At 40.3% G+C, this 26,717-nt stretch carries 25 protein-coding genes; 9 read left to right on the forward strand and 16 right to left on the reverse strand.

What is annotated here, in order from left to right; all coding sequences use genetic code 11:
• Positions 1-70: 70 nt before the first annotated feature.
• The 8 genes from fdx to trmJ form a co-directional block, all read right to left on the reverse strand.
• Entirely contained in the window at positions 71-409 is a 339-nt protein-coding gene (gene fdx / locus L4F92_RS03105) for an ISC system 2Fe-2S type ferredoxin (RefSeq protein ID WP_250364167.1), read from the reverse strand.
• Between the two features lie 4 nt (positions 410-413).
• A complete protein-coding gene (gene hscA / locus L4F92_RS03110) occupies positions 414-2,279 on the reverse strand; it encodes a Fe-S protein assembly chaperone HscA (protein WP_250364168.1) in 1,866 nt (621 codons plus the stop codon).
• Between the two features lie 11 nt (positions 2,280-2,290).
• Positions 2,291-2,809 carry a Fe-S protein assembly co-chaperone HscB gene (gene hscB / locus L4F92_RS03115; RefSeq protein WP_250364169.1) on the reverse strand — a complete coding sequence of 173 codons (519 nt, stop codon included), beginning with the start codon at positions 2,807-2,809 and terminating at the stop codon, positions 2,291-2,293.
• Positions 2,810-2,820: 11 nt separating this feature from the next.
• Positions 2,821-3,144: an iron-sulfur cluster assembly protein IscA gene (gene iscA / locus L4F92_RS03120; protein ID WP_250364170.1), complete on the reverse strand. Its 324-nt coding sequence runs from the start codon at positions 3,142-3,144 to the stop codon at positions 2,821-2,823.
• A 62-nt stretch (positions 3,145-3,206) separates the two neighbouring features.
• On the reverse strand, positions 3,207-3,590 hold the full coding sequence (gene iscU / locus L4F92_RS03125) for a Fe-S cluster assembly scaffold IscU (RefSeq protein WP_035686196.1): 384 nt from the start codon (positions 3,588-3,590) through the stop codon (positions 3,207-3,209).
• Positions 3,591-3,611: 21 nt separating this feature from the next.
• Positions 3,612-4,826, reverse strand: coding sequence for an IscS subfamily cysteine desulfurase (locus tag L4F92_RS03130; protein WP_250364171.1), 1,215 nt, complete (start codon positions 4,824-4,826; stop codon positions 3,612-3,614).
• A gap of 96 nt (positions 4,827-4,922) precedes the next feature.
• On the reverse strand, positions 4,923-5,393 hold the full coding sequence (gene iscR / locus L4F92_RS03135; RefSeq protein ID WP_250364172.1) for a Fe-S cluster assembly transcriptional regulator IscR: 471 nt from the start codon (positions 5,391-5,393) through the stop codon (positions 4,923-4,925).
• Positions 5,394-5,451: 58 nt separating this feature from the next.
• Entirely contained in the window at positions 5,452-6,186 is a 735-nt protein-coding gene (trmJ, locus tag L4F92_RS03140) for a tRNA (cytosine(32)/uridine(32)-2'-O)-methyltransferase TrmJ (protein ID WP_250364173.1), read from the reverse strand.
• 168 nt (positions 6,187-6,354) lie between these two features.
• Between trmJ and suhB the strand changes: the two genes are divergently transcribed.
• The gene (gene suhB, locus L4F92_RS03145) at positions 6,355-7,161 is read left to right on the forward strand and encodes an inositol-1-monophosphatase (protein WP_250364174.1); all 807 of its coding nucleotides are present in this window, start codon (positions 6,355-6,357) and stop codon (positions 7,159-7,161) included.
• A 328-nt stretch (positions 7,162-7,489) separates the two neighbouring features.
• Here the strand turns inward: suhB and L4F92_RS03150 are convergent, their stop codons facing one another.
• The 6 genes from L4F92_RS03150 to L4F92_RS03175 form a co-directional block, all read right to left on the reverse strand.
• The gene (locus L4F92_RS03150; protein WP_265748361.1) at positions 7,490-8,032 is read right to left on the reverse strand and encodes a restriction endonuclease subunit S; all 543 of its coding nucleotides are present in this window, start codon (positions 8,030-8,032) and stop codon (positions 7,490-7,492) included.
• Positions 8,008-8,538, reverse strand: a complete 531-nt coding sequence (locus L4F92_RS03155; protein WP_250364175.1) for a restriction endonuclease subunit S — start codon at positions 8,536-8,538, stop codon at positions 8,008-8,010. The genes L4F92_RS03150 and L4F92_RS03155 overlap by 25 nt, the downstream gene beginning before the upstream one ends.
• Positions 8,528-10,312, reverse strand: a complete 1,785-nt coding sequence (locus tag L4F92_RS03160; protein WP_250364176.1) for an HsdM family class I SAM-dependent methyltransferase — start codon at positions 10,310-10,312, stop codon at positions 8,528-8,530. The genes L4F92_RS03155 and L4F92_RS03160 overlap by 11 nt, the downstream gene beginning before the upstream one ends.
• A 96-nt stretch (positions 10,313-10,408) precedes the next feature.
• Positions 10,409-11,419, reverse strand: coding sequence for an IS1595 family transposase (locus tag L4F92_RS03165; protein WP_250364177.1), 1,011 nt, complete (start codon positions 11,417-11,419; stop codon positions 10,409-10,411).
• Between the two features lie 85 nt (positions 11,420-11,504).
• Positions 11,505-12,131 (reverse strand): superoxide dismutase [Mn], encoded by a 627-nt coding sequence (gene sodA, locus L4F92_RS03170; protein WP_250350825.1) that lies wholly within the window; start codon positions 12,129-12,131, stop codon positions 11,505-11,507.
• 141 nt (positions 12,132-12,272) lie between these two features.
• Positions 12,273-14,543 (reverse strand): NADP-dependent malic enzyme, encoded by a 2,271-nt coding sequence (locus tag L4F92_RS03175; RefSeq protein ID WP_250364178.1) that lies wholly within the window; start codon positions 14,541-14,543, stop codon positions 12,273-12,275.
• Between the two features lie 202 nt (positions 14,544-14,745).
• Here L4F92_RS03175 and rsuA point away from each other — a divergent pair, with 202 nt between their 5' ends.
• Positions 14,746-15,441 carry a 16S rRNA pseudouridine(516) synthase RsuA gene (rsuA, locus tag L4F92_RS03180; protein ID WP_250350823.1) on the forward strand — a complete coding sequence of 232 codons (696 nt, stop codon included), beginning with the start codon at positions 14,746-14,748 and terminating at the stop codon, positions 15,439-15,441.
• 7 nt (positions 15,442-15,448) lie between these two features.
• Positions 15,449-16,645 carry a Bcr/CflA family multidrug efflux MFS transporter gene (locus L4F92_RS03185; RefSeq protein WP_250364538.1) on the forward strand — a complete coding sequence of 399 codons (1,197 nt, stop codon included), beginning with the start codon at positions 15,449-15,451 and terminating at the stop codon, positions 16,643-16,645.
• On the opposite strand, the gene cueR is transcribed toward L4F92_RS03185, so the two are convergent.
• A complete protein-coding gene (gene cueR / locus L4F92_RS03190; RefSeq protein WP_250350822.1) occupies positions 16,640-17,038 on the reverse strand; it encodes a Cu(I)-responsive transcriptional regulator in 399 nt (132 codons plus the stop codon). The genes L4F92_RS03185 and cueR overlap by 6 nt on opposite strands.
• A 108-nt stretch (positions 17,039-17,146) precedes the next feature.
• Between cueR and L4F92_RS03195 the strand changes: the two genes are divergently transcribed.
• Complete coding sequence (locus L4F92_RS03195; RefSeq protein ID WP_250364179.1) at positions 17,147-18,793, forward strand: phosphoethanolamine transferase; 1,647 nt, start codon at positions 17,147-17,149, stop codon at positions 18,791-18,793.
• A 74-nt stretch (positions 18,794-18,867) separates the two neighbouring features.
• Here the strand turns inward: L4F92_RS03195 and bcp are convergent, their stop codons facing one another.
• Complete coding sequence (gene bcp, locus L4F92_RS03200) at positions 18,868-19,335, reverse strand: thioredoxin-dependent thiol peroxidase (RefSeq protein ID WP_250364180.1); 468 nt, start codon at positions 19,333-19,335, stop codon at positions 18,868-18,870.
• 138 nt (positions 19,336-19,473) lie between these two features.
• On the opposite strand from bcp, the gene dapA reads away from it, so the two are divergent.
• The 5 genes from dapA (at position 19,474) to lon (ending at position 26,622) form a co-directional block, all read left to right on the forward strand.
• A complete protein-coding gene (gene dapA / locus L4F92_RS03205) occupies positions 19,474-20,370 on the forward strand; it encodes a 4-hydroxy-tetrahydrodipicolinate synthase (RefSeq protein ID WP_250364181.1) in 897 nt (298 codons plus the stop codon).
• Between the two features lie 111 nt (positions 20,371-20,481).
• The gene (gene bamC / locus L4F92_RS03210) at positions 20,482-21,486 is read left to right on the forward strand and encodes an outer membrane protein assembly factor BamC (RefSeq protein WP_250364182.1); all 1,005 of its coding nucleotides are present in this window, start codon (positions 20,482-20,484) and stop codon (positions 21,484-21,486) included.
• 121 nt (positions 21,487-21,607) lie between these two features.
• Complete coding sequence (locus L4F92_RS03215; protein ID WP_250364183.1) at positions 21,608-22,453, forward strand: 23S rRNA (adenine(2030)-N(6))-methyltransferase RlmJ; 846 nt, start codon at positions 21,608-21,610, stop codon at positions 22,451-22,453.
• A gap of 121 nt (positions 22,454-22,574) precedes the next feature.
• Positions 22,575-23,930 (forward strand): glutathione-disulfide reductase, encoded by a 1,356-nt coding sequence (gene gorA / locus L4F92_RS03220; RefSeq protein ID WP_250364184.1) that lies wholly within the window; start codon positions 22,575-22,577, stop codon positions 23,928-23,930.
• Positions 23,931-24,207: 277 nt separating this feature from the next.
• Positions 24,208-26,622, forward strand: a complete 2,415-nt coding sequence (gene lon, locus L4F92_RS03225) for an endopeptidase La (protein ID WP_250364185.1) — start codon at positions 24,208-24,210, stop codon at positions 26,620-26,622.
• Positions 26,623-26,717 lie beyond the last annotated feature (95 nt).

Genomic DNA, 26,717 nt, shown 5'->3' on the forward strand with positions numbered 1-26,717 from the left:
ATTTTGCTATATAAAATAGTGAGGCGGAGGTAACTCCGCCTTGATAAAGTTTTGCCTGCAATAAAGCGGCTTAATGCTCTTCCCTTGCGTGATTTAAGCTATATTTTGGAATTTCCACCACAAGATCTTCATTACCAATTTGACATTGGCAACTTAAACGGCTATCCACTTCTAAGCCCCAAGCCTTATCCAGCATATCATCTTCTGCTTCGGTACTTTCATTTAAACTGTCAAATCCTTCACGGATCACAACGTGGCAGGTTGTGCAAGCACAAGATTTATCGCAAGCGTGTTCAATTTCAATGCCAGCCTCTAATGCCACATCTAATAAATTATCGCCTTCGGCAGCATCCACCACCATTCCTTCTGGGCAAAGGGTTTCGTGAGGTAAAAAAATGACTTTAGCCATAATACTATTCCTTAAAATTCTCAATTTCATCAATCGAATGGCCTGATAGCGCCGTTCTAATTGATTTATCCATACGACGTGCGGCAAATTCTTGCGTTGCACGATCTAAGGCTTTAATCCCTTGCTTAATTGCAAGGCTATCTTGTTGTTGTACTAATTCTTGCAGTGAAACTAACGCATTTTTCACCGCACTTAATTCTTCATCATTAAGTAAACTTTCATCTTGCTGTAACGCGGAATGCACACTTTCGATCACGCGTGTGGCTTCCACTCGTTGCTCTGCTAATAAGCGTGCTTGGATATCTTCTTTGGCATTTTCCATTGAGGCTTTAAGCATTGCAGCAATTTCATCATCCGTTAGCCCATAAGAAGGCTTAACTTGAATAGAAGATTGCACTCCAGTGGATTTTTCCATTGCGGTTACGCTAAGCAAGCCATCAGCGTCCACTTGATAGGTTACACGAATATGTGCCGCCCCTGCTGCCATTGGTGGAATTCCCCTTAAGGTAAAGCGAGCAAGTGAGCGACAATCCGCCACCATTTCACGTTCACCTTGTACGATATGCACACTCATTGCGGTTTGCCCATCTTTAAAGGTGGTAAACTCCTGCGCTCTCGCCACAGGGATAGTGGTATTACGTGGAATAATTTTTTCCACTAATCCCCCCATTGTTTCAATACCTAAAGATAACGGGATTACATCAAGTAATAACATTTCATTATCGGGTTTATTGCCTACCAAAATATCCGCTTGAATTGCCGCGCCAAGTGCGACAACTTTATCGGGATCGATAGCGGTTAATGGTTCACGTTGGAAAAACTCACCGACTTTTTCACGCACAAAGGGGACACGGGTTGAACCGCCTACCATAACCACTTCCCGCACTTCTTGCGGGCTAATACCAGCATCTTTTAATGCTCGGCGACACGCCATTAATGAGCGTTTTACTAAAGGTTCAATCAATTGATTAAAGGTTTCACGCTGAAGTTCACCTTGCCAATCGTAATATTCAATAGGGGCGTTGTGTGCCTCAGACAGATGGGTTTTGACTTGTTTCGCTAAATGCCAAAGCTCACGCGTTTGTTGATCATTTTGTGGGGCAATTGCCGATTGTTGGACAATCCAATCTGCGATGAGATGATCGAAATCATCTCCACCTAACGCGGTATCACCGCCCGTAGCAAGCACTTCAAAGACGCCTTTAGATAAACGCAAAATAGAAATATCAAAGGTGCCTCCGCCTAAATCATAAACCGCTATTACGCCTTCTTGTCCGCTGTCTAAGCCGTAGGCAATGGCGGCAGCGGTGGGTTCATTAAGCAAACGTAATACGTTTAACCCTGCCAATTTCGCTGCATCTTTGGTGCTTTGGCGTTGAGCGTCATCAAAATAGGCTGGTACGGTGATCACCGCCCCTTGCAATTCGCCGCCTAGGCGTTTTTCTGCAAGTGCGGTCAATTTTTTCAGAATTTCGCTTGAAACTTCAATGGGGCTACGCACACCTTGCGAGGTTTCAAATAAAGGCAAACCATTTTCGCTTTGCTGGAAACGATAAGGCAAATTTGGGTAGCGATGTTGTACGTCCGCCAATGAACGGCCAATTAAACGCTTAACAGAAATAATGGTATTTTGCGGATCAAGACTGGCTAATTCCCCAGCTTCATACCCCACAAGCACGGGCTGATTGGCAGAAAAATTAACAATTGAAGGCGTTAATGCGCGCTCTTTTTCGTCTAATAAAATTTCTGCCATTCCACTGCGCACGGTGGCAACAAGGGAATTGGTTGTGCCAAGATCAATGCCTACCGCTAATTTGTGTTGGTGCGGCGCGCTGGTTTGTCCCGGTTCCGCAATTTGTAATAAAGCCATTGTTATTCTCTTTAAAAATCCATTAAGTTGTCTTCAATGCGTTCAACTTCAAGTAACAGTTTTTTGATGAAACGTAAACGATCCGTCAGCATTTGTGCCGTAGCCCAATCTTGTGCGGAAAGTGCGGTGTTTAATTGGCTTAAAATTTCCTGCCGTTGTGCGCTGATTTGATCGGAAAACTGCATTAGCGCATCGCTGTCTTTCTGCTGTTCAATGTCTTCAAGCGCTTCGCGCCATTGCATTTGTTGCATTAAAAATGCCATATCGTGGTTGGTTTTTTCCTCCACATTTTGGCTGCCTAAATGCAAGGCGATAATGCTATCAGCACGGGCAATGGGATCTTTTAATATTTGCAAGGCATCATTTACTTCTGCCGATTTTTGCATTGCTAAACGCTGTTCTTGCGTTGAACGATGTGCAAAATTATCGGGATGAAGGGATTTTTGCAATGCCAAATAACGGTTATTCAAGAGATCAAGATCAAGTGAAAATGCCACTGGCAAATCAAATAATGCAAAAGGATTGCTCATTGGTGTTCCTACTAAACGTTAAAACTTTCGCCGCAGCCACATTCATCTTTCACGTTAGGATTGGTGAATTTGAACCCTTCGTTTAAGCCTTCTTTGACAAAATCAAGTTGTGTGCCGTTGAGATACACCAAGCTTTTGGTATCCACGATCACTTTCACGCCGTGATCTTCAAAGACGTGATCGTCTTCGTTTAAGGTATCCACAAATTCAAGCACATAAGCCAAGCCTGAACAGCCTGAGGTTTTAATGCCTAAGCGTAACCCAATGCCTTTGCCACGGTTAGCAAGGAAGGTTTTGACGCGATTTGCTGCACTTTCGGTTAATGTTACGCTCATAAGGTTCTCCACAAAATGATGAAAAGTGCGGTTAAATTTCACCGCACTTTTATTTGCTTAAATTATTCGCCACGTTTTGCTTTGTAATCTGCAATGGCTGCTTTAATGGCATCTTCTGCCAAAATTGAGCAATGCACTTTTACTGGTGGAAGTTCTAATTCTTCCGCAATTTGGCTATTTTTGATGGCTTGGGCTTCATCAAGGGATTTGCCTTTCACCCATTCAGTAATCAATGAGCTTGAAGCAATGGCTGAACCACAGCCGTAGGTTTTGAATTTCGCATCTTCAATAATGCCGTCATCATTCACTTTGATTTGTAACTGCATTACATCGCCACAAGCAGGCGCGCCCACCATTCCGCTTCCCACGGTGGGATCTTTTTTGTCGAATGAACCTACGTTACGCGGGTTCTCATAATGATCGATTACTTTGTCGCTATATGCCATTTTTCTGTTCCTTTTGCTAAATTAATGGTGAGTCCACTCAATTGAGTTAAGATCAATGCCTTCTTTGAACATATCCCATAATGGGGATAATTCTCTTAATTTTTCCACCGCACCTTTCACCAGATTGATGGTGTAGTCAATTTCTTCTTCGGTGGTGTAACGTCCCACAGTAAAGCGGATTGAGCTGTGTGCAAGCTCATCGTTTAATCCTAAAGCACGCAATACATAAGACGGTTCAAGGCTGGCTGAAGTACAAGCTGAGCCTGATGAAACCGCAATATCACGCAATGCCATCATTAAACTTTCACCTTCCACATAGTTGAAGCTGATGTTTAGATTGTTGTCCACGCGGTGTTCCATTGAACCATTCACATAGGTTTCTTCAATGTCTTTTAAGCCGTTGTACAAACGATCACGCAATGCTTTTAAGCGTGGCATTTCGGTTGCCATTTCTTCTTTACAAATGCGATAAGCCTCGCCCATCCCCACGATTTGGTGAACAGGCAATGTACCTGAACGCATACCACGCTCGTGGCCGCCACCGTGAATGATCGCTTCTAAACGAACGCGCGGTTTACGGCGTACATATAGCGCACCAATCCCTTTTGGCCCGTAAAGTTTATGGCTTGACATAGACATTAAGTCCACGTTCAATTCCGCCAAATTAATCGGCAATTTACCCACGCTTTGTGTTGCATCGGTGTGGAAAATAATTTTGCGCTCACGGCAAAGATCGCCAATGGCTTTAATATCTTGGATCACACCAATTTCGTTATTAACGTGCATAATTGACACTAAAATGGTGTCATCACGCATCGCATTTTTTAATTCTTCTAAGTCGATTAAACCGTCTGATTTTGGTGTTAAGTAGGTAACTTCAAAGCCTTCACGTTCTAATTGACGGCAAGTATCTAGCACCGCTTTGTGTTCTGTTTTGCAAGTGATAATGTGCTTGCCTTTACTTTGATAAAAATGCGCAGCACCTTTAATTGCAAGGTTGTCGGCTTCTGTTGCGCCTGACGTAAACACGATTTCACGGCTATCCGCACCGATTAAATCGGCAATGTGATTACGCGCCACATCAACGGCTTCTTCTGCTTGCCAGCCGAATTTATGAGAACGGGAAGCAGGGTTCCCGAACGTGCCTTCGATGGTTAAATATTCCATCATTTTTTTGGCAACACGTTCGTCCACAGGGCAAGTTGCCGCATAATCTAAATAAATAGGTAATTTCATTCTACACTCCTAAAAAAATCTATTATTTTGCACCGCACTTTATTTATTAAAGCTAAGGGCTTTATTTTTAAGGCAAAGGATTTTGATAATAAAACACTAAGCGCTTTCGTTTAGCATCACCAAATTGTCAAAATCTTTATGATGACGGTGCGAAGGCTTTTCCTGATGATGTTTTTCCACCAGTTCCGCCAAAGTAATTTCATTTAAAAAATTTTCAATTCGCTGGCTGAGTTCGTCCCATAAAGAATGGGTTAAACATTGCTGCCCACCTTTGCAATCCCCCTGTCCTAAGCAACGGGTTACGGTGATATTCTCATTCACCGCGGCAATGATCATTCCAATGGAAATTTTATCGCTTGGCTGCCCAAGCTGATAGCCCCCACCGGGGCCACGCACACTTTTCACCAAACCGTGGCGGCGTAATTTTGCGAATAATTGTTCTAAATAAGAAAGGGAAATATGCTGTCTTTCTGAAATATCAGCCAAGCTAACAGGGCCATTTTCAGTATTTAATGCAATATCTAAAATCGCAGTTACAGCATAACGACCTTTTGACGTTAATTTCATCTTCTACTTCCTTCTAGCAATTAGGCGGTTATCTTACATAACCTTCTAAATTAGTCAACTATTCCCTATTGAAATTTCCGCTTTTTTCCACCGCACTTAACATTCCGCGTAGGATATTTAATTCATTTTTTTCCACTTCAGCGCGCAGATATAAACGTCTTAATTTTTTCATAACACCTTGATTTTGAATGAAACCTAGCTGTTGATAAAGGCGTTCCGTATGGGCAAAAAAGTATTCTAATTCCTGCGCCGTTGGATAGGTGCTTTCTATTGATGAAAGTGATAAATCCACATCTTTTTTATTTTCTTCCAACCACGCCATTCGCAATTCATAGCATATTAATTGCACTGCCATTGCTAAATTCAGCGAAGAATAATCAGGATTGGCAGGAATGGTTAAATGATAACGACATTTCAACAATTCTTCATTGGTTAGCCCAATGCGTTCGCGCCCGAACACGATAGCGACTTTATGTTGTTTCGCAAAGGCGATCGTTTTTTCCGCACAAGCTCGGGGTTCAAGTAAGGTGCTTTGCAAATGGCGTAGGCGAGCGCTTGTCCCAATAACAAATTCACAATCCGCCACGGCTTGATCAAAGGTTGGCACGATAACCGCATTTCTCACCACATCATCAGCCCCCGCAGCTAAGGCAATGGCTTGCTCATCAACACCTTGCTTTGGTGCAACAAGATAAAGCTGGCTTAACCCCATTGTTTTCATTGCACGCGCCGCTGATCCAATATTGCCACTATGAGAGGTTTCAACTAGCACAATGCGAATATTTTCTAACATTTTGATTCTGCATTATCTGACTACAAATTGTGGGTATTCTAGCACAATACCCACAAAGTGCGGTCGGAAATATGAAAATTTTCTTGCTAACCGGGTTTTTCTCGCTTTTTATCAAAAATATCACTATAATCTCGCATTCAATTTTGTTCTTTAAAATCTGGTGGAAATATGAATCCAATGTTAAATATCGCTATTCGTGCGGCACGAAAAGCGGGCAATATTATTGCTAAAGGGTATGAACGCCGCGATGATATTCAAACGGTAGCTAAAAGTGCAAATGACTTTGTTACTAATATTGATAAAGCCTCTGAAGCGGCGATTATTGATGTAATTAGAAAAGCGTATCCTGATCACACGATTATCACAGAAGAAAGTGGTGCATTAGAAGGTCAAGATAGTGATGTGCAATGGGTGATTGATCCACTAGATGGGACGACAAATTTCATCAAAGGATTACCGCACTTTTCTGTGTCTATTGCTGTGCGTGTGAAAGGCAGAACAGAAGTGGGGGTGGTGTATGATCCTATCCGTAATGAGCTTTTCACTGCCGTACGTGGACAAGGTTCAAAAATCAATGAACTCCGTCTGCGTGCAGAAAATATCAAACGTGAATTACAAGGCACAATTTTAGCCACTGGTTTTCCATTCAAAAAACTCTCTGCAATGCCGATCCAATTTGCAATAATGAGCAATCTTGTTAATGAAGGTAAAGTAGCCGATTTCCGCCGTACAGGCTCAGCTGCATTAGATATGTGCTATGTTGCGGCTAATCGAGTGGATGCTTACTTTGAAATGGGCGTCAAAGCGTGGGATATTGCTGCAGGTGATCTTATCGCCCGTGAAGCAGGTTGTTTAGTGACTGATTTTGAAGGCGGACACAGCTATTTGACCTCAGGTAACGTGGTTGCTGCACCGGCTCGTTTGGTGAAAGAAATTTTAACCCACATTCAGCCTTGTTTCGCGGTTTCTCGCTAAGCAACGCATTTTTAATCTCATTTAATCTTTTTAAATTATGCTCGTTTCAGTTGGAATAGGCTAAGTGAGCTTAACGCCAGAGAGCAAGACAAGCCGATGTGGCTTTATTTCAAACTTGATCGAGTATAACTAAACTGGGCAAATAGGTGAGTGAATAACTTGCCTATTTTTCTATCAAAAAAGTAAAAAAATCCCCTCATTAAAGAGGGGATAAGATGAAATTTATTATTGAATAATGAATTAGATAGGCTCTGTTTTAACAATGTGTTGATAACCATGTTTGAAATTAGGCACAACGAAAAAATATACCGTTGCACCTAATCTAGTTTTACAACTTTAACAACTGATTTAATTTATCTGTCTCCGTGTTTAATAAATCACCCATAAATTTTTCCATATATTGCCAATCGGGGGAGTTTTCATCTGTTACAGGTAGTGGAACTTGTATATCCAAACTTTTAGCACTTCTTAATTTGTCAGAGAAATCATAATTTTTTTGTATAGTTTTCTGTATAACGCTCGTTAAGAAAAGCATTACATTTTGGGAATAATTTTTTTCCGTATTCCAATACACGCCAGTATCATCTCCTGCACTAAATTCATATTCTCGGTAAAATGTATTCCCAAAAATATCAATCGTAATAGCATTTTTAGGGAACATTACAATAGGATTGGAGATACGATTGGCAACACCTGCATTAGTTCTGCCAGCCATAACAAAAGGAATATGACCTTCAACTTGGTCGTGCTTTTTTAACCGCTTACCTTGTTGTATGCAATTAAATAATTTACCTAGTGTAAATGTTCCCCATTTCGCTACATTTAACTTTCTGTCTGTTTCCCTTGTTACATATTTTGCAACAGTAGAGATACTCTCTCTCTCTCTCTAGAATATAAGGCTTTGATGTAGTTTTCCATATATTCCCAGTCTGGTTTACCGCACGATGTAACAGGCAGTTTTATAGCTTCCTTTTTGAGTAAATCAGGGAACAATCCATTATTATATGAATACTTATGCGTTATTGTATTTAGGCAAGTAACGAGAAATAAGCAAGTTTCTTTTGATAGAGAGCTTGTATCTATATAGTAAATATCTCTACCTGATACAAATTCTTTTTCTTGATAAAAGAAAGATGCGTTCTCAGCTCCAAATGAAACAACACCAGAAATAGCAGGTTTCATTATCTCTGTTCTAATTACATTACATTTTATTCCATTATTAAATTTAGTTCGAACTACATAAGGGATGCTATTAGTATCATCTCTTGCATTACTTTCTTGAACTCCTTTGGAATGAATAACGTTAGGCTTTTTAATCTCAAATAACTCACCAACAATAAATTCCTTCCAACTTGAAATATCTAACTTATTCATCATTTTTTCCTTGTAAATTTAAAATCAATTTGTTGTTTTCAATCTCGGATTGATATAGCACTTTATTAAGTAGATTGTCATTAAAAACTTTCACATCTACACCATCTTCAAACAGAATATAGTCCAAGATAACTTTTTTGAAATCTTCTTCAAAAATTTCAAATGCTTGTTGTGGCTTTTGATACGACAAACATTCTTTTGAATCTAACCATTGATGTGTTTGGTATTTTTCGTCTGTTTTCATTAAAACAACATCTAACCAGTAGCGCTCAATCTCTGTCCAGCGATTTTTAATATCGTGTCGCCCTTGGTTTTTCACTCGTTCTAAGCCATCATCTTCCATATAACAGGCAAAAATTTTCCGGTCATTCTGTGCTTTACCCGTTTCAAAAACAAAAATGCTGGTGGTCACACCCGCATCAAATAGATTTTCAGGGAGTTTGATTATACTTTCTAGCGTATGCTTTTTAAGTAAGCCACTCATTTTATCTTTTTCTAGCTTTTTATCAGGCAAAATAAAAGCACATTTTGTTCCGTTCGGCACATTATTCAGTACATTTTTCACAATCTGTTTACAGCCGTATTTTCGCTCATAAGGGGGGTTCATTAACACTTTGCTGATATTTTTAGATTTAATCCATTCACAGGCTTGATTTTCTCGCATATCTAATTGTTCGAGATTGGTTTTACCATCTTTATGAATCAACATATTGGCACAGGCAAGAGCGAAAATTTCACGGTCGAACTCAATACCAAATAACTGATTTTGTTTAATGCTTTCAGCTTCAGTGGTATTCACACCGCCAACTTCTTTAATCATATTTGCCATTGCTTTGACCAAAAAACCACCACTACCACAGGTCGCATCCAACACACGGTCATTATGATTAACGCCAATTAAGTCATACATAAAGGAGGTAATGTGTTCAGGGGTAAATACCTGTCCACTTTCCGATTTTTTCTTATAGCGATTAAACTCGTTAAAGAAAATCCCCATCACATCTTCACCGTTCCAATTGTCCGAATTAACCGAGTGAGAAATATCAATCACGCAATCAATAAAGGTGTTAATATCATCTTGATTTTCTACGATATTCATGCGAATTTCGCTGTACACCTCGAGCAAAATACTGATTTTTAAATTTTGTTGTTTATGTTCTTCTAGCGATTTGGCAAGCGTGTTATAGATTTTATTTTGGAATGGTGCGTAACCGTTATTTTTAATCGCTTCTAAATTTCCACCAAATCGCTCTACCACTAATGCAGAAGCGGTAAAAATCATACGATGGTATAAATTTTTAATACCAAATTTAAAGTGTAATAGGTCATTAATTTTCTTTGTGAGTGAATAGATTTTATTTTTGTCTATACTGTTATCTTTGAATAAATCTAGGTAGTATTGCTTAGCTTGCAATGTTTTAGCACAAGGGATTAGCTCTTTGTTTTTGTACACCATCACATCGTTGCCATTGTAAAGAATCCCAACCGTTTTCTTATATTTTTGGCTAATAATATCGATGTTTTTTAATAATTCATCAACAAAGACTTGCTTGCTAATGTCCTTATCTTCAGATTTTGTTTCGAGAATAATTGCTACATCATTGATATTTTTAGGTAAATACCAACCGTCAGGCTTGTCATTTATGCCTTTAAACCCTAATTGGTTAAATGTGGTAATTTGACCTACGCCTTGTTTAATATCTTTTTCTCCTTTATTAAATTCCAAGATGAGTTTAGCTTCATCTCTTACTTCATCTTCTGTTTTATAATCAGACATCTCAAATCTCCAAATCAAGTATTGAAAGTTTAAAAACAAGATTGAACTAGGCTTGCAGGGACATAATTAGACCTTAATTTTCAAAGTCAAGTTAATTTACACGGGAATAGCAGGACGTTTAGGCACGTCTGCCGACCTTACGAGACACATGGTTTTGCGAATGAAGTCTAGCAAAACCGCTTCTTTATTTGCCAACGTATCTTTGGCAAAATTCACAAAGTTGTGATAAGTCAAATAATTGTTTAAGTATTTGGTTGCCACACCTTTGAACCGATGAACAATCATGTTTTTCAATAGGCTGTGATAGCTGTTAATCGTTTGAATATTGAATGTACCGACTGTGCGTTTACCGCGTGGAATACGGATATGGCTTAAATTCATATCCAGTGATAATTTTTGATACGGTCTTAATGAATCGGTAACGAATACAGAATCTTTGGCAACTCTACCATTGAGAACTTTTTGCAAATCTTTTAGAGATGGTTTACCTAAATTACTGATTCTAGCAACAGATTTACCATCTAAATTGATACCGCAAGGAACACAAACTTGTTCTTTGGAAATACCGCGCTTAGTCGCCCTTGTTCCTCGTTTGTGAGACAGGCGCGGCAATTTAAAAGATTTGTGGTTTCCTTTGTAAGAGATGGTTGAATAAGTTTCGTCAGCTTGCACAATGCCGTCTAACTCAACTTCATTCATCATCTTTTGAAGTGCGTCTAAAATTTTGTGTCGCCAAGTAAAAGCAGTCGCAAGATTGATTTCACAAATTTCAGCACATTTACGAAGTGGATATTTTTCAATCATACAATGAATGTATTTTTCCCAAACTTCAATGTCTTTTTGTGTGTTGTAGAGAATAGTGCCTGTTTGCTCAACAAAAGATTTTTTGCAATCACGACACAAATAGCGTTGGTTGTCGCATTTCGTACCATTTTTAACGAAATGCGTAGATTGACAATGTGGACAATTCGTAATTTTTCTTGGTTCAATTACTTTTTTAACCTGTTCTTTTTGGCTAACAGAAGTCAAAAAAGCCTGTTTATCCGTGTCGGATAAATTCTCAAAAAGTTGTTTTAAAATGTCTAACTCTTTTGTTACACCTGACATGATAAAATCCCTTGTAGTTAATTGAACCAAAAGGGACTTTATCAAATTTCAGTGGAAGCATCAACACAAAATTAAAACACAGCTATTAGATATTAACTTTTTTCTCAAAACGTTCTGCGGCGTAGTCCCAGTTCACGACATTCCAGAATTCTTTAATATAATCTGGACGGCGGTTTTGGAATTTTAAGTAATAGGCGTGTTCCCAAACATCTAAACCAAAAATTGGATAGCCTTCGCAACCCGCAATTTCTTTCCCCATTAATGGGCTGTCTTGGTTTGCAGTTGAAACCACTTCTAATTTACCGTTGTTTAACACTAACCACGCCCAGCCTGAACCAAAGCGTGTTGCGGCTGCTTTTTCAAACTCAGCTTGGAACGCTTCTACCGAGCCAAAATCACGGATAATCGCATCTTTTAATGCGCCTTGTAATGTTGTGCCTTTTTTCAAGCTTTTCCAGAATAAGCTATGATTCACGTGGCCACCCGCATTGTTACGTAACCCCGTACGTTTATCTGCAGGCACTTCTGCTAATTTAGTGATTAACTCACCCGGGCAAAGATCAGCAAATTGCGGTAAGGTTTCCAAAATCGCATTGGCATTATTCACATAAGCTTGATGATGTTTGCTGTAGTGAATTTCCATTGTTTGTGCGTCAAAATGTGGTTCTAAAGCATCGTAGGCATAGCCTAATTCTGGTAGTGTGTAAGCCATAAAATTTTCCTTCTTCAAATAATCATTAGGTACTAAATTCAGGGGTATTCTAGCAAGAAACTTGATTAAGATCATTAAAAGTTTAAATTTCTAGCGAAAAATAAATAGGGCAGTGTTTCTGCCCTAAATGACTTTTCCTGATCAAATTTCTTGCTGTGCTTTTACTGCCGCAACTGCCACCATATTGATAATACGGCGAACAGAAGATGCCGAAGTTAAAATATGGACTGTTTTATTGATCCCCATTAAGATCGGGCCAATGGTAATTGGCGTTGCAGTGCCTTGTAGCAAGTTCAGACTGATTCGTGCAGCTTCCATTGTTGGCATAATTAGCAAGTTTGCCGCCCCTTTTAACGGGCTATCTGGCATAATTTCATTACGTAAACTTTCAGAAAGTGCAACATCACAATGCATTTCCCCATCAATCACTAATTCAGGCGCTTTGTTACGCACTAATTGCAAGACATTACGCATTTTTAGCGCATTTTCATCATTTGCGCTACCATAATTGGAATGAGAAACTAACGCAACTTGCGGTTCAATACCAAAACGGCGAACTTCTGCTGCAGACATTAAGGTAATTTCGGCTAATTCTTCTGCGGTTGGATTTGGATTAACGAACGTATCAGCGATAAACAGATTGCCTGTTGGCAATACCAAGCCATTTACGGTGGCAGGAATTGCGCCAGCTTTCACACCGGTAACATCTTTGATAGCGGCTAAGTGAGAAGCATAAGGCCCGACTAACCCACACAGCATTGCATCAGCTTTGCCGATTTCTAATAGTACAGATCCAAGTGCGGTCGGATTATGTAACATTTTTCGTTTCGCACCAGCGGGGGTCATTCCTTGGCGTTTCAGTTTGTCGTGATAATGTTGCCAACATTCTTCATAATAAGGGTTATTTTCAATGTCGATGACCTCAAAATCACGCCCAATTTCAAGGTGCAAACCGAGTTGCTTGATTTTTTCTTCAATAATGTGCGTCCGCCCTAATAGCACAGGTTGTGCAATGCCTAATGTAGCAATTTCTTGCACTGCGTGTAGTACGCGAGTTTCTTCACCATCTGTCAGCAAGACCCGTTTTTTATCTTGTTTTGCTTGGGCAAATACAGGTTTCATAAATAAATTTGTTTTATACACAAACTGCGTGAGCTTTTCTAAATAAGCATCAAAATCCTCAATAGGACGGGTTGCCACCCCACTTTCCATTGCCGCTTTTGCGACCGCTGGGGCGATTTTTACGATAAGACGTGGATCGAACGGTTTTGGGATCAGATAATCTGGACCAAAAGACACTTCTGTCCCCCCATATGCGGAGGTAACCACTTCGCTTTGTTCGGCAAGCGCAAGATCCGCAATGGCATAAACCGCAGCCAATTTCATTTCTTCATTAATGGTGGTTGCACTTACATCTAATGCCCCACGGAAAATGAATGGGAAGCAAAGTACGTTATTTACTTGGTTTGGATAGTCAGAACGTCCCGTACAGACGATCGCATCTGGGCGAACTTGTTTCGCTAGAGGGGGTAAAATTTCAGGTTCAGGATTTGCCAAGGCAAGAATAAGCGGATTTGGTGCCATCATTTTTACCATTTCTTGGGTTAAGGCACCTGCGGCGGAACAACCAAGGAAAATATCGCAATTTGGCATTGCGTCTGCCAATGTTCGCGTGCCGTTGTCATCAATGGCATAACGTTTTTTGGTTTCATCCATTCGCTCATCACGCCCTTTGAAAATCACCCCTTTGGAATCACACACAGTGATATTTTCAGGTTTCATTCCAAGGGAAACAAGTAAGTTCAAGCAGGCAATAGATGCAGCCCCCGCGCCTGAAGCCACTAATTTTACCTCTTCAATTTTTTTATTCACAATGCGTAAACCGTTAATGACTGCAGCAGCTGAAATAATCGCTGTACCGTGCTGATCATCGTGGAAGACGGGAATATTCATTCGTTCACGCAATTTTTGTTCAATATAAAAACATTCTGGGGCTTTGATGTCTTCAAGATTAATACCACCAAAAGTCGGTTCAAGTGCAGCAATAATTTCGACTAATTTATCGGGATCTTTTTCATCAATTTCAATATCAAACACATCTACGCCGGCAAACTTTTTAAATAGCACGCCTTTCCCTTCCATTACAGGTTTACCCGCTAACGCGCCAATGTTACCTAAGCCAAGTACCGCAGAACCATTAGAAATGACTGCCACAAGGTTACCGCGTGCGGTGTATTTATAAGCCGCAGCGGGATCTTTTTCAATTTCTAAACAAGGTTCAGCCACACCGGGGGAATAAGCTAAGGCAAGATCCCGTTGGGTTGCAAGAGATTTCGTTGGCGTAACTTCAATTTTTCCCGGTTTTGGGAATTCGTGGAAATCAAGTGCTGCTTGACGTAGTTGTGCGTCCATAAAACCGTCCTTATAACAAGTTGAAAGTTTGTGAGAAAAATTTAACGCTATTATAGGCGAAAAAATCAGAAAATCTGTGATTTACAACACATTATTTACAATTCATTCACAAAATCAACCGCACTTTTGTTTTCGGTTCAACTAGGGTTTTATGCCGAGATGTTGTACAATATGCCGTTTTTATTAATGAGAAAATCACGCAATGAGATTAGATAAATTTTTAGCCGAGCAAACTGGGCTAACACGCTCTCAAGCCAATAAAGCCCTGCGTCAAAGTGCGGTGCAAATTAACGGAAAAATTGAGAAAAGTGGCGCAACCAAAGTCAGTGCGGAAGATGAAATTTATTTTGAGGGTGAACGCCTTACTTGGTTTGAGGCGGGACATTACATTATGTTGAATAAACCGCAAGGCTATGTCTGTTCTAATGATGACGGTGATTATCCGACCATTTACCAATTCTTTGATTATCCCCTTGCAACTAAATTGCATAGTGCAGGACGGCTAGATGTGGATACTACGGGGCTGGTGTTGCTCACCGATGATGGGCAGTGGTCGCATCGTATTACTTCGCCTAAACATCATTGCGAGAAAACTTACCTTGTTACCCTTGCCGATCCTGTTGAAAATCATTACCAGCAGGCTTGTGCAGAAGGCATTTTATTACGTGGTGAGAAATCCCCAACTAAACCCGCAAAACTTGAAATTATTGATGATTACAATGTCAATTTAACCTTAAGCGAGGGGCGTTATCATCAAGTGAAGCGAATGTTTGCCGCCTTAGGTAATAAAGTGGTTGCGTTGCACCGCTGGAAAATTGGCGATGTGGTGCTAGATGAACAATTAGAAGAGGGGGAATACCGCCCTTTAACCGATGAAGAATTAGCGACCTTAAAATAAGGATAAAATTGTGAGTGAAAAAACGATACATAAACCCAGCTTTATTTTTATTTTGACTCTTGGGCTGCTTTCAATGCTGCCACCACTTGGGGTGGATATGTATTTGCCTGCTTTTTTGCGTATGTCGCAAGATTTGCACGTCAGCCCTGAAAAAATTCAACACACCCTCACCTTCTTTGCTTATGGTATGGCATCAGGGCAGCTTTTCTGGGGGCCTGTGGGGGATAGCTATGGGCGTAAACCTGTTATTTTACTTGGTGTGATCGTGAGTGCCATTGCGGCTCTTATTCTTACGACCATTAATCAAATTGGTAGCTTCACGCTGTTGCGCTTTATGCAAGGCTTTTTTGGCGCTGCACCGGTGGTTTTAGTCGGGGCATTATTACGCGATTTATTTAGTAAAGATCAACTTTCTCGTACAATGTCAACGATTACGCTGGTATTTATGCTCGCCCCTTTAGTCGCCCCCATTATTGGTGGTTATCTTGTTACTTATTTTCATTGGCATTCCATTTTTTATGTTATTGCGGCGATGGGATTATTTAGTACATTGCTAGTCTTCTTTATTATTCCTGAAACCCATAAGAAAGAAAATCGTATTCCATTACGCCTAAACATTGTGGTGCGTAATTTTGTTAATTTATGGCGAAAAAAAGAAGTGCTAGGTTATATGTTTATGAGTGCCTTTGGTTTTGGCGGGTTATTTGCGTTCTTAACCGCAGGCTCGATTGTGTATATCGGTATTTATGGCATTCCAGAACAAAACTTTGGTTATTTCTTTATGTTGAACATTAGCGTGATGACCTTCGGCTCGTTCTTAAATGGACGTTTAGTTACCAAAGTTGGCACAGAAAAAATGTTACAAACAGGCTTAATCATTCAATTTATTGCGGCAATCTGGCTATTATTGGTGGTGTTTTTCGATCTTGGTTTTTGGTCAATGGCAATTGGTGTGGCATTATTTGTTGGACAGAACTCTTTAATTAGTTCCAATGCAATGGCGTCTATTTTAGAAAAATTCCCTGCAATGGCAGGAACGGCGAACTCAATGGTGGGGAGCGTACGTTTTGGCACGGGGGCTTGTGTGGGTTCACTTGTTGCATTGATGAAAATTGACAGCGCCGCCCCAATGCTTTTAACAATGGTGGGTTGCTCATTTTTAGCCGTAAGCTGTTATTATTTTCTCACTTATAAACGCCTATAGTACCGTCTTTTCTGTTAGCCCTGACAAAATCGAACAATCGGGGCTATCATTTCCTTGGCAAGAACAATGCCAACGTTGTAATAAATCCAACATTTCTTGCAAGCTCGCAATTTTCTCTTTTAGCTCGATAATATGTTGCTCAGTAATCGCTTTCACTTCGCGACTTGTACGATTAGGATCGCGATTGAGCCTTAATAATTCGCGAATTTGTTGCAGTGAAAAGCCGACTTTACGGGCATTACTGATAAAGCGAAGTTGGTTTAAATCCTGCTCAGAATAAAAGCGATAACCTGATAAGGTACGTTGAGCCTCTGGCAATAACCCCGCTTTTTCATAATCTCGAATTTGCTTGGCGGACAATCCTGTTTTCTCGGCAGCTTGGCTGATGTTCATTTTTTATCCCATTTTGTTTGTAAGTTTTTGTAAAGAACTTTTCTACGTTTTATTTGACTAATCCCCTGATGATTTATCAATGATTTTCAAAACAAGGATATTATTTTTATGCTATTTTCACGGTTTAAATTAAAAAGTTCAACGCTTATTGCGCTCGTTGCGCTTTATTTTACTTGTGTACTTAATGTTGCATTTTATAAAAAAGTGTGGGCATTGCACCCATTTGTAGGACAGCCTGAAGACTATTTTCTTCTCACTGTGCCTTTTTTTATTTTTTTCACCCTCAATGCAGTATTTCAACTCATTGCCTTACCTATTTTACATAAAATGATTATTCCACTTTTATTCATTATTAGTGCTGCCATTGGCTATCAAGCGTTATTTTATGATGTGCATTTTTCTACCGATATGCTTGAAAACGTCCTACAAACTACGCCTGCAGAAAGTGTTCGTATGCTCACTTGGCAATATCTCACTTGGATTGTCGTTTTTGGTGTGTTACCTGCCATATTATATATAATGACAAAAATTGACTACCGCACTTGGTGGAAAGAACTTGCGGTAAGATTAGGATTAATTGCTTTTTCAGGGATAGTCATTTTGGCGATCGCAAAAGGCTTTTATCAAGATTACGCGTCCTTTGTGCGTAATAATAAACCGGTAGTAAGTTTACTTGTGCCTTCAAACTTTATTAGTGCAGGTGTCAATGAAATTAAGCGTGTGCGTGAAGCTAATCGTCCTTATGTTCAAATTGGGTTAGATGCAAAACAAGATAAACCTGACGAATTTCAGCATCTTACTGTCATTGTTGTGGGGGAAACAACGCGGGCGCAAAATTGGGGATTAAATGGTTACGCCCGGCAAACTACACCAAAACTCGCCGCCCGCGGACAGGAGATTATCAATTTCAATTCTGTGTCTAGTTGTGGTACATCAACGGCGGTTTCCGTGCCTTGTATGTTCTCTTATTTAACCAAAGCCGACTACGATGGTGCAAAAGCACAAAAAATGGATAATTTGCTTGATGTATTACAACGTGCCGGTGTGAATATTTTCTGGTTAGAAAATAATAGTGATTGTAAAGGCGTCTGTTTACGCGTACCTAATGAAACCATTCAAGCTAATCAGCCGACATTAAAAAATTACTGTACGGAGGGCGAATGCTTAGATACCGTTATGTTTTCTGATATAGATAAGATTCTTGACCAAGCAGGTAAAGACGGTAAAGACACCGTATTAATTTTACATACTATTGGTAATCACGGTCCTACCTATTATGAACGTTATACCCCAGAATATCGACGTTTTACCCCAACCTGTGATACAAACCAAATTCAAAATTGTAGCAATCAAGAATTAGTGAATACTTATGATAATAGTATTTTATTTATTGATCATTTTCTTGATACGTTAATAGACAAGGTATCCAAACGTGATGATTTAGAAAGTGCGGTATATTATGTGTCCGATCACGGCGAATCACTTGGCGAAGACGGTATTTATCTACACGGCACACCTTATGCCATTGCGCCAATCTACCAAACGCGCGTCCCAATGATTTTCTGGTTTTCAGATAAATGGAAGAAAAATGAAGGCGTCGATTTAGACTGTCTACGTCACAATGCAAAGACAAAATCCTATTCTCACGATAATCTATTTAGCACCGTAATTGGAATGATGGATATGGATTTGAAAACAAACGTGTATCAAAAGGAATTAGACATTTTATCAAGTTGTAAAAAAGCACACGAATAAAAACATTCAAAAATAAAGTGCGGTGGAAAAATTGAGAAAATTTACACCGCACTTTAATTTATGCTAATCAGCGATTATTTTTGGCTCAAATAATCCAACACGACTTGATGATGTTCCCCTGTTTTGAACTTCTCAAAGACCTTTTCGATTTTGCCTTGTTCATCAATTAAGAAGCTAATGCGATGAATGCCATCATAGGTTCTGCCCATAAATTTTTTCTCCCCCCATACGCCAAATTGCTCAGCTACTTGGTGATCTTCATCAGAGAGTAGGGTGAAATTTAAGGCTTTTTTCTCCACGAAATTGGCAAGCTTTTTCGGGCTATCAGGGCTGATGCCAAGAATGACGACATTTTGTTTTTCAAGCGCTGTTTTACTATCGCGTAAGCCACAAGCTTGGGTCGTACAACCGGGGGTAAGGGCTTTCGGATAAAAATAAACCAGCACTTTTTTGCCTTTAAAATCGCTAAGTGAAACAGGTTGTTCATTTTGATCAAGTAAAGAAAAGTGTGGTGCAAAATCGCCCGCTTTTAATGTTTGCATCGTAAATATCCTTAAAAATGTGATGTGATTGAGAAAAAATGCAAAAAATCACTTGCAAAGTTGGGCTATTTTAGCGATCTTAAACAAACTTTTTCAAGCAAACTCAATAGAGATAACAAAAATAATTCGGAGGTCTTTATGTCAGCAACGAATCCTTTATTTTACGGGAGTATTACCGCTTTAATTACCCCAATGGACTTACACGGTGAAGTGGATTTTGAGGCATTAGAAAAATTGGTTGAATACCATATTGCAGCGGGAACACACGGGATTGTGTCAGTGGGAACAACTGGGGAATCAGCGACATTAAGCATAGAGGAAAACGTTAAAACCATTTTAAAGACCGTTGAATTTGCCAAGGGACGTATTCCAGTAATTGCAGGGACTGGGGCAAATGCCACGAGTGAAGCAATCACAATGACAAAATTATTAAACGGCAGCGGCGTTGCAGGGTGTTTGTCTGTTGTGCCTTATTACAACAAACCAACGCAAGAAGGAATGTATCAACATTTTAAAGCCATTGCAGAATGCACCGATTTACCGCAAATTTTATATAACGTACCGGGACGCACAGGCAGTGATTTGCAACCTGAAACCGTGGGACGTTTAGCACAAATTGACAATATTGTGGCAATTAAAGAAGCTACGGGTGATGTGAGCCGTGTGGCGAAAATTAAACAACTTGCCGGTGAGGATTTCATTGTGTTAAGTGGTGATGATGCCACGGGCTTGGAAAGTATGAAAGCGGGTGGTGAAGGGGTGATCTCGGTAACCAACAACGTTGCAGCTGCAGAGATGGCGAAAATGTGTGAGCTTGCTTTGGCAGGAAAATTTGATGAGGCGGAAGTGATCAATCAACGTTTAATGGCGTTACATAAAGATCTTTTCATTGAATCGAATCCTATTCCCGTGAAATGGGCAGCGTATAAATTAGGCTTAATTCCTGAGTTAGTGCTACGTTTACCACTGACGACATTAAGTGAAACGGCACAACCCAAAGTGCTTGAAGCCTTGAAAATTGCAGGCTTAGTTTAATTCTTTTTGTGAATAAAAGAGGGGCGTTGAGCAGTCAATGCCCCTTAAACTTTTCTGCATTCTGGTTGTCAAAACAGACAATGAAATTTGTTTAATCTTGAGGATACATTGATGAAAAAGTGGTTGTTAAGCACACCAATTCTAATGACACTCGTGGCTTGTTCTGCAAGCAATGAAAGTAAACAGCAAGCGAATGATAACTTTGAAAAATATGCGCAGCAACAAGTGAGTTTTGCGCCGTTAGCAAGCGGTGGCGTAAATTTACCAGTACAAGATAACACTTATGCGTTGCCACAGCTTAATCAACAAGCACATCAAAAAGTAGATATTCGTCCACCAAGCACGCCGATTGCAATGATTAATAATTCTATTGCGCAGTTTGATGGTGAACGTGCTTTGATTGCGTATCCCTCTTCAAAAGAGGCGGTTTATAGCTTAAACCAAGTAGCGCGTTTATTAAAAGAACAAGGCATTCATTACCAATATCAAGACAATCGTATTGAAACTAATTGGGCGGCAACGGGGCGTGCTGATGACATTGGTGATACACAAATTCGTTATCTGATCGAACAAGTGCAATATCAAGGCACAAGTGCTTTAGTTGTGTCTATTTTGCAAATGAAGCGGGATAATATTATTTTCACCCCAACAATGGCACAAAAGCAACGTTACACCTCTGATCGTTTAAACCAATTGATTGGCGAGTTAAACCGCGCTTATCGCAAGCAGCAAAATGAATTAAATAGCACGGCGATCACGCCAATCCAAACGCAATTAACCACCGATATAAATGGGCGTACCGCATTAGCATTAAATGCCCCTTTTAAGCAAGCGTGGCAACGTTTGCGTGGCGCGTTAAATCAAGTAGGATTTGAAACTTCGTCAGAAAATCCGGGGCGTGGCTATCGTGAATTAAAATATCGTCCGTTAGAAAAAACAGAATGGGCAAGATTTGGTGTGGCTGCTCCTGAATTAGAAAAAGGCGAGTATGCTATGCAACTTGCTGATTTAGGCAGACAAAGTGCGGTGGTGATTACAGATGAAGACGGCAATGCCCTTTCAGGTAATCAAGCACAGTCTATTTACCAAGCTTTGCAAGCCATTTTCGCGAAATAAAGTCTCATCAAAAATATATTTGATGAGCAGGGCGAGCCAGTATGTTCGCTCTTCGTTTTAATCTCTTAATCCGCAAAAATAAAGTGCGGTCTTTTTTTATCAAATTTTTAAGGGCAAACTGATGCTGAGTTATCGTCATAGCTTCCATGCAGGCAACTTTGCCGATGTGCTAAAACATATCGTGCAAATACTGATTATTGAAAGTCTGCAACAAAAAGACAAAGGCTTTTATTATTTAGACACCCACGCAGGTGTCGGGCATTATCGTTTATTCGGTAATGAAGCTGAAAAAACTGGGGAATATAAAGAGGGGATCGCACGTTTGTGGGAGCAAGCAGAAATGCCAGAAGAAGTGGCACGTTATGTTGCCCTTATCAAAAAGCTGAATTATGGCGGCAAATCGCTACGTTATTACGCGGGATCGCCGCTTATCGCCGCACATTTATTGCGTCCACAAGATCGTGCATTATTAACCGAGCTTCACCCCGCGGATTTCCCATTATTACGCAATAATTTCAAACAATTCGACAATGTGACCACTAAGCGTGACAACGGTTTTCAGCAAATTAAAGCCACACTGCCACCAAAAGAAAGACGCGGGTTTATTTTGATTGATCCCCCTTATGAATTAAAAGAGGATTATGATTTGGTGGTCAATGCCATTGAAGAAGGGGTAAAACGTTTTGCCACAGGCATCTATGCGATTTGGTATCCCGTGGTGTTACGCCAGCAAACAAAACGTATGATCAAAGGCTTGGAAAACACGGGCATTCGTAAAATTCTGCAAATTGAAATGGCTGTACGCCCTGATTCAGACCAACGTGGAATGACCGCAAGCGGAATGATTGTGATAAATCCCCCTTGGCAATTAGAAGCCCAAATGAAAAAAATCCTGCCTTACCTTACTAAAACACTTGTTCCAGAAGGCACGGGAAGTTGGTCGGTGAAATGGATCACACCAGAGTAAGAATTTACCGATTGGATTAATTAGTCGCTTTGAGCCCGATTTTTCGGCAAAATACGCGCAGATTTATGATGGGCTTTTTTATCTTTCACAGCCCAATTTAGCAATTTAGGGAGTTAATAAAATGACAAAACATTATGATTATATCGCCATTGGTGGCGGAAGTGGCGGTATCGCCTCCATTAACCGTGCAGCAAGCTATGGAAAAAAATGTGCCATTATTGAAGCAAAAGAACTTGGCGGAACCTGTGTAAACGTGGGCTGTGTGCCAAAAAAAGTGATGTGGTATGGCGCGCAAGTGGCAGAAGCCATCAATCTATATGCCCCTGATTATGGCTTTGATGTTGCGGTAAATCATTTTGATTTCAGTAAGTTAGTGGAAAATCGTCAGGCTTATATTGGACGCATTCACACCTCTTACAATAATGTCTTAGCTAAAAATAATGTGGATGTGATCAAAGGCTTCGCCAAATTTGTTGATGCGCATACTGTCGAAGTGAATGGCGAAAAAATCAGTGCTGATCATATTTTAATCGCAACAGGAGCTTACCCTGCGCGTCCTGACATTAATGGCGCAGAATACGGGATTGATTCTGACGGGGTATTTGAATTAAACGCCCTACCAAAATCCGTCGCCGTGGTAGGCGCGGGCTATATCGCGGTAGAATTAGCGGGCGTGTTAAACAGCCTTGGCGTGGACACCCACTTATTCGTGCGTAAACAAAGCCCATTGCGTAGTTTTGACCCGCTAATCGTCGAAACCCTTGTGGAAGTGATGGCGCAAGATGGCATTCACTTACACACTCACGCTATTCCAAAAGAAGTGGTGAAAAATGCTGACGGTTCTTTCACCTTAAAATTAGAAGATGGACGTGAGCAAACGGTTGAAAAAGTGATTTGGGCGATTGGCCGCAAGCCAAATACGGCGAATATCAACCTTGTTGCGGCAGGCGTGGAAACCAATGACAAAGGTTTTATCAAAGTCGATAAATATCAAAATACCAATGTGAAAGGGATTTATGCCGTAGGCGATATTATCGAAGGTGGCATTGAACTTACGCCTGTTGCGGTTGCCGCAGGTCGCCGTTTGTCTGAGCGTTTGTTTAACAATAAACCAAACGAACATTTAGATTATAATCTCGTGCCAACCGTGGTATTCAGCCACCCACCAATCGGTACTGTGGGATTAACTGAACCACAAGCCATTGAGCAATATGGCGCAGAAAATGTGAAAGTGTATAAATCCTCATTTACACCAATGTACAGCGCGGTAACTCAGCATCGCCAGCCTTGCCGAATGAAATTAGTTTGCGTCGGCAAAGATGAAAAAATTGTCGGCTTACACGGCATTGGTTTTGGGGTAGATGAAATGATCCAAGGCTTTGCCGTTGCAATTAAAATGGGAGCAACCAAAGCGGATTTTGATAATACTGTTGCTATTCACCCAACGGGTTCAGAAGAATTTGTAACGATGCGTTAATCTTCAGAGCGGTATAAATTTTCATCATTTTTAGTTAATCCAACCTTTCGCGGTTGGATTTTTTATTTCTTCAAGTATAAATTGAATGTTTTTTATTCTTTTTCTTGTCAGAAAAGCGAAAAAATAAAATTTGTGTGAAAAAATGACCGCACTTTTAATTTGAATGGAGTACACTGAAAGAAATCTGATTAGCATAGTTGATGTGACGAACTTGAACTTTGCTAAATTGCCCCAATATGGAAGAGTAATTTCGAGTTTTATAGGAAAGAGAGAAAATATGAACGCCAGACGAACAAAACAAAAAACCATACCTGTTTTACCATTACGAGATGTGGTGGTTTTTCCTTATATGGTGATGCCATTGTTTGTGGGACGCGAAAAATCCATCGCAAGTCTTGAAGAGGCAATGGAAAACGGCAAACAATTATTATTAGTTTCGCAAAAAGCAGCCGAGTTAGAACAGCCTACCGTGGATGATGTGTATGATGTAGGAACGGTGGCAAATATTATTCAATTATTGAATTTGCCAGACGGCACGGTAAAAGTGCTGGTGGAAGGTCAGCAACGGGCTAAGATTTCTCATTTAGAAGATAATGGGCGTTTTTTCGAGGCAAAAATTGCCTTAATGGATACCCAATTTGGCGATGAAACAGAATTGGAAGTGATACAGAATATTACGTTAGAAGAGTTTGAAAAATACATTGAACTCAACAAAAAAGTCCAGCCAGATGTGCTTTCAGCCTTAAAAAGTATTGCTGATCCAGAACGTTTAAGCGACACAATGGCAGCCCATATGCCTGTTCCTGTAGCGCGTAAGCAGGACGTATTGAGCATTGCAAATGTCACAGAGCGTTTTGAATATTTGCTCGGTTTAATGATTAACGAAGCGGGCATTTTAGAAGTCGAGAAGCGTATTCGTGGGCGCGTGAAAAAACAAATGGAAAAAAGCCAGCGCGATTACTATCTTAACGAACAGATCAAAGCCATTCAAAAAGAACTCGGCGAAACAGATAGCACGCTGGATGAAGTCGAACAACTGCGCCAAAAAGTAGAAGACGCCAAAATGCCGAAAGAGGCGAAAGAAAAAGTGGAAGCCGAGTTGCAGAAGCTGAAAATGATGTCGCCAATGTCAGCCGAAGCGACGGTGGTGCGTAGCTACATTGACTGGATGCTACAAGTACCGTGGCATAAACGTAGCAAAGTGAAAAAAGATATTGTCAAAGCACAAGAAATCCTTGATGCGGATCACTACGGCTTAGAACGTGTGAAAGATCGCATTTTGGAATATTTAGCGGTTCAAAGTCGTTTAAATCAACTTAAAGGCCCTATTCTTTGTTTAGTTGGACCACCGGGGGTAGGAAAAACCTCTCTAGGGCAATCTATTGCAAATGCGACTGGGCGGAAGTATGTTCGTATGGCACTCGGTGGCGTGCGCGACGAAGCCGAAATCCGTGGGCATCGTAAAACCTACATCGGTTCATTGCCGGGTAAATTGATCCAAAAAATGGCAAAAGTAGGGGTGAAAAATCCGCTCTTTTTACTTGATGAGATTGATAAAATGGCATCAGATATGCGCGGCGATCCCGCTTCCGCACTGCTAGAAGTGCTTGATCCGGAGCAGAACGCGAACTTTAACGATCATTATTTAGAAGTTGATTATGATCTGTCTGATGTTATGTTTGTGGCAACATCAAATTCAATGAATATTCCGGGACCATTGCTTGATCGTATGGAAGTGATTCGTTTGTCGGGTTATACAGAAGACGAAAAACTCAATATTGCGACACGCCATTTGCTTAACAAACAAATTGAGCGTAATGGCTTGAAGAAAAGTGAATTAAAGATCGAAGAAAGTGCCATTTTAGATATTATCCGCTATTACACTCGTGAAGCGGGCGTGCGTGGACTTGAACGTGAGATTTCTAAAATCTGCCGTAAAGCGGTGAAAAATTTATTGCTGAATCCAAAATTAAAATCGATCACCGTAAACAGCGATAATCTTGATGAATATTTAGGTGTAAAACGCTTTGAGTTTGGTCGTGCCGATACACAAAACCGCGTGGGGGAAGTTACCGGCTTGGCGTGGACACAAGTGGGCGGTGATTTGCTTACCATTGAAGCCACTTCGGTTATTGGGAAAGGCAAATTAACTTACACGGGATCACTTGGCGATGTGATGAAAGAATCAATCCAAGCGGCGATGACTGTTGTGCGTTCTCGTGCCGAAAAATTAGGGATTGCCACTGATTTCCACGAAAAACGTGATATTCATATTCACGTTCCAGATGGCGCAACGCCAAAAGATGGACCAAGTGCTGGGATCGCAATGTGTACCGCATTAGTTTCTTGCTTAACGGGGAATCCTGTGAAGTCTGAAGTGGCAATGACGGGAGAAATCAGCTTGCGTGGTAAAGTGTTACCTATTGGTGGTTTGAAGGAAAAATTACTTGCTGCACATCGTGGCGGGATTAAAACTGTGATTATTCCAAAAGACAATGTGAAAGATTTGGAAGAAATTCCAGATAATGCGAAAAATAGCTTGGATATTCGAGCCGTGGAAACCATTGATGAAGTATTAAGCATTGCTTTAGAAAATCCACCTGAAGGGGTTGATTTTGCTCACTTAATTGCAAAAGAAGAAAAAACAACGCCACGCCGTAAAAGTAAACGTGCAGAAAGTGCGGTGAATTAATTGCCTATTTTTTAATGATAAAGTCGGTAAAGTGCAATCTTTGCCGACTTTTTTATTTTTATACTGGTAATCAAAGCGCTTTCGATTATAATTCT

This window comes from Avibacterium sp. 21-595, from assembly GCF_023611905.1.
Taxonomy (GTDB): Bacteria; Pseudomonadota; Gammaproteobacteria; order Enterobacterales; family Pasteurellaceae; genus Avibacterium.

Bases quoted from the DNA above. Each gene is read 5' to 3' on its own strand.
- fdx (WP_250364167.1), bottom strand. From the start codon at position 409: ATGGCTAAAGTCATTTTTTTACCTCACGAAACCCTTTGCCCAGAAGGA.
- hscA (WP_250364168.1), bottom strand. From the start codon at position 2,279: ATGGCTTTATTACAAATTGCGGAACCGGGACAAACCAGCGCGCCGCAC.
- hscB (WP_250364169.1), bottom strand. From the start codon at position 2,809: ATGAGCAATCCTTTTGCATTATTTGATTTGCCAGTGGCATTTTCACTT.
- iscA (WP_250364170.1), bottom strand. From the start codon at position 3,144: ATGAGCGTAACATTAACCGAAAGTGCAGCAAATCGCGTCAAAACCTTC.
- iscU (WP_035686196.1), bottom strand. From the start codon at position 3,590: ATGGCATATAGCGACAAAGTAATCGATCATTATGAGAACCCGCGTAAC.
- L4F92_RS03130 (WP_250364171.1), bottom strand. From the start codon at position 4,826: ATGAAATTACCTATTTATTTAGATTATGCGGCAACTTGCCCTGTGGAC.
- iscR (WP_250364172.1), bottom strand. From the start codon at position 5,393: ATGAAATTAACGTCAAAAGGTCGTTATGCTGTAACTGCGATTTTAGAT.
- trmJ (WP_250364173.1), bottom strand. From the start codon at position 6,186: ATGTTAGAAAATATTCGCATTGTGCTAGTTGAAACCTCTCATAGTGGC.
- suhB (WP_250364174.1), top strand. From the start codon at position 6,355: ATGAATCCAATGTTAAATATCGCTATTCGTGCGGCACGAAAAGCGGGC.
- L4F92_RS03155 (WP_250364175.1), bottom strand. From the start codon at position 8,538: ATGATGAATAAGTTAGATATTTCAAGTTGGAAGGAATTTATTGTTGGT.
- L4F92_RS03160 (WP_250364176.1), bottom strand. From the start codon at position 10,312: ATGTCTGATTATAAAACAGAAGATGAAGTAAGAGATGAAGCTAAACTC.
- L4F92_RS03165 (WP_250364177.1), bottom strand. From the start codon at position 11,419: ATGTCAGGTGTAACAAAAGAGTTAGACATTTTAAAACAACTTTTTGAG.
- sodA (WP_250350825.1), bottom strand. From the start codon at position 12,131: ATGGCTTACACACTACCAGAATTAGGCTATGCCTACGATGCTTTAGAA.
- L4F92_RS03175 (WP_250364178.1), bottom strand. From the start codon at position 14,543: ATGGACGCACAACTACGTCAAGCAGCACTTGATTTCCACGAATTCCCA.
- rsuA (WP_250350823.1), top strand. From the start codon at position 14,746: ATGAGATTAGATAAATTTTTAGCCGAGCAAACTGGGCTAACACGCTCT.
- cueR (WP_250350822.1), bottom strand. From the start codon at position 17,038: ATGAACATCAGCCAAGCTGCCGAGAAAACAGGATTGTCCGCCAAGCAA.
- L4F92_RS03195 (WP_250364179.1), top strand. From the start codon at position 17,147: ATGCTATTTTCACGGTTTAAATTAAAAAGTTCAACGCTTATTGCGCTC.
- bcp (WP_250364180.1), bottom strand. From the start codon at position 19,335: ATGCAAACATTAAAAGCGGGCGATTTTGCACCACACTTTTCTTTACTT.
- dapA (WP_250364181.1), top strand. From the start codon at position 19,474: ATGTCAGCAACGAATCCTTTATTTTACGGGAGTATTACCGCTTTAATT.
- bamC (WP_250364182.1), top strand. From the start codon at position 20,482: ATGAAAAAGTGGTTGTTAAGCACACCAATTCTAATGACACTCGTGGCT.
- L4F92_RS03215 (WP_250364183.1), top strand. From the start codon at position 21,608: ATGCTGAGTTATCGTCATAGCTTCCATGCAGGCAACTTTGCCGATGTG.
- gorA (WP_250364184.1), top strand. From the start codon at position 22,575: ATGACAAAACATTATGATTATATCGCCATTGGTGGCGGAAGTGGCGGT.
- lon (WP_250364185.1), top strand. From the start codon at position 24,208: ATGAACGCCAGACGAACAAAACAAAAAACCATACCTGTTTTACCATTA.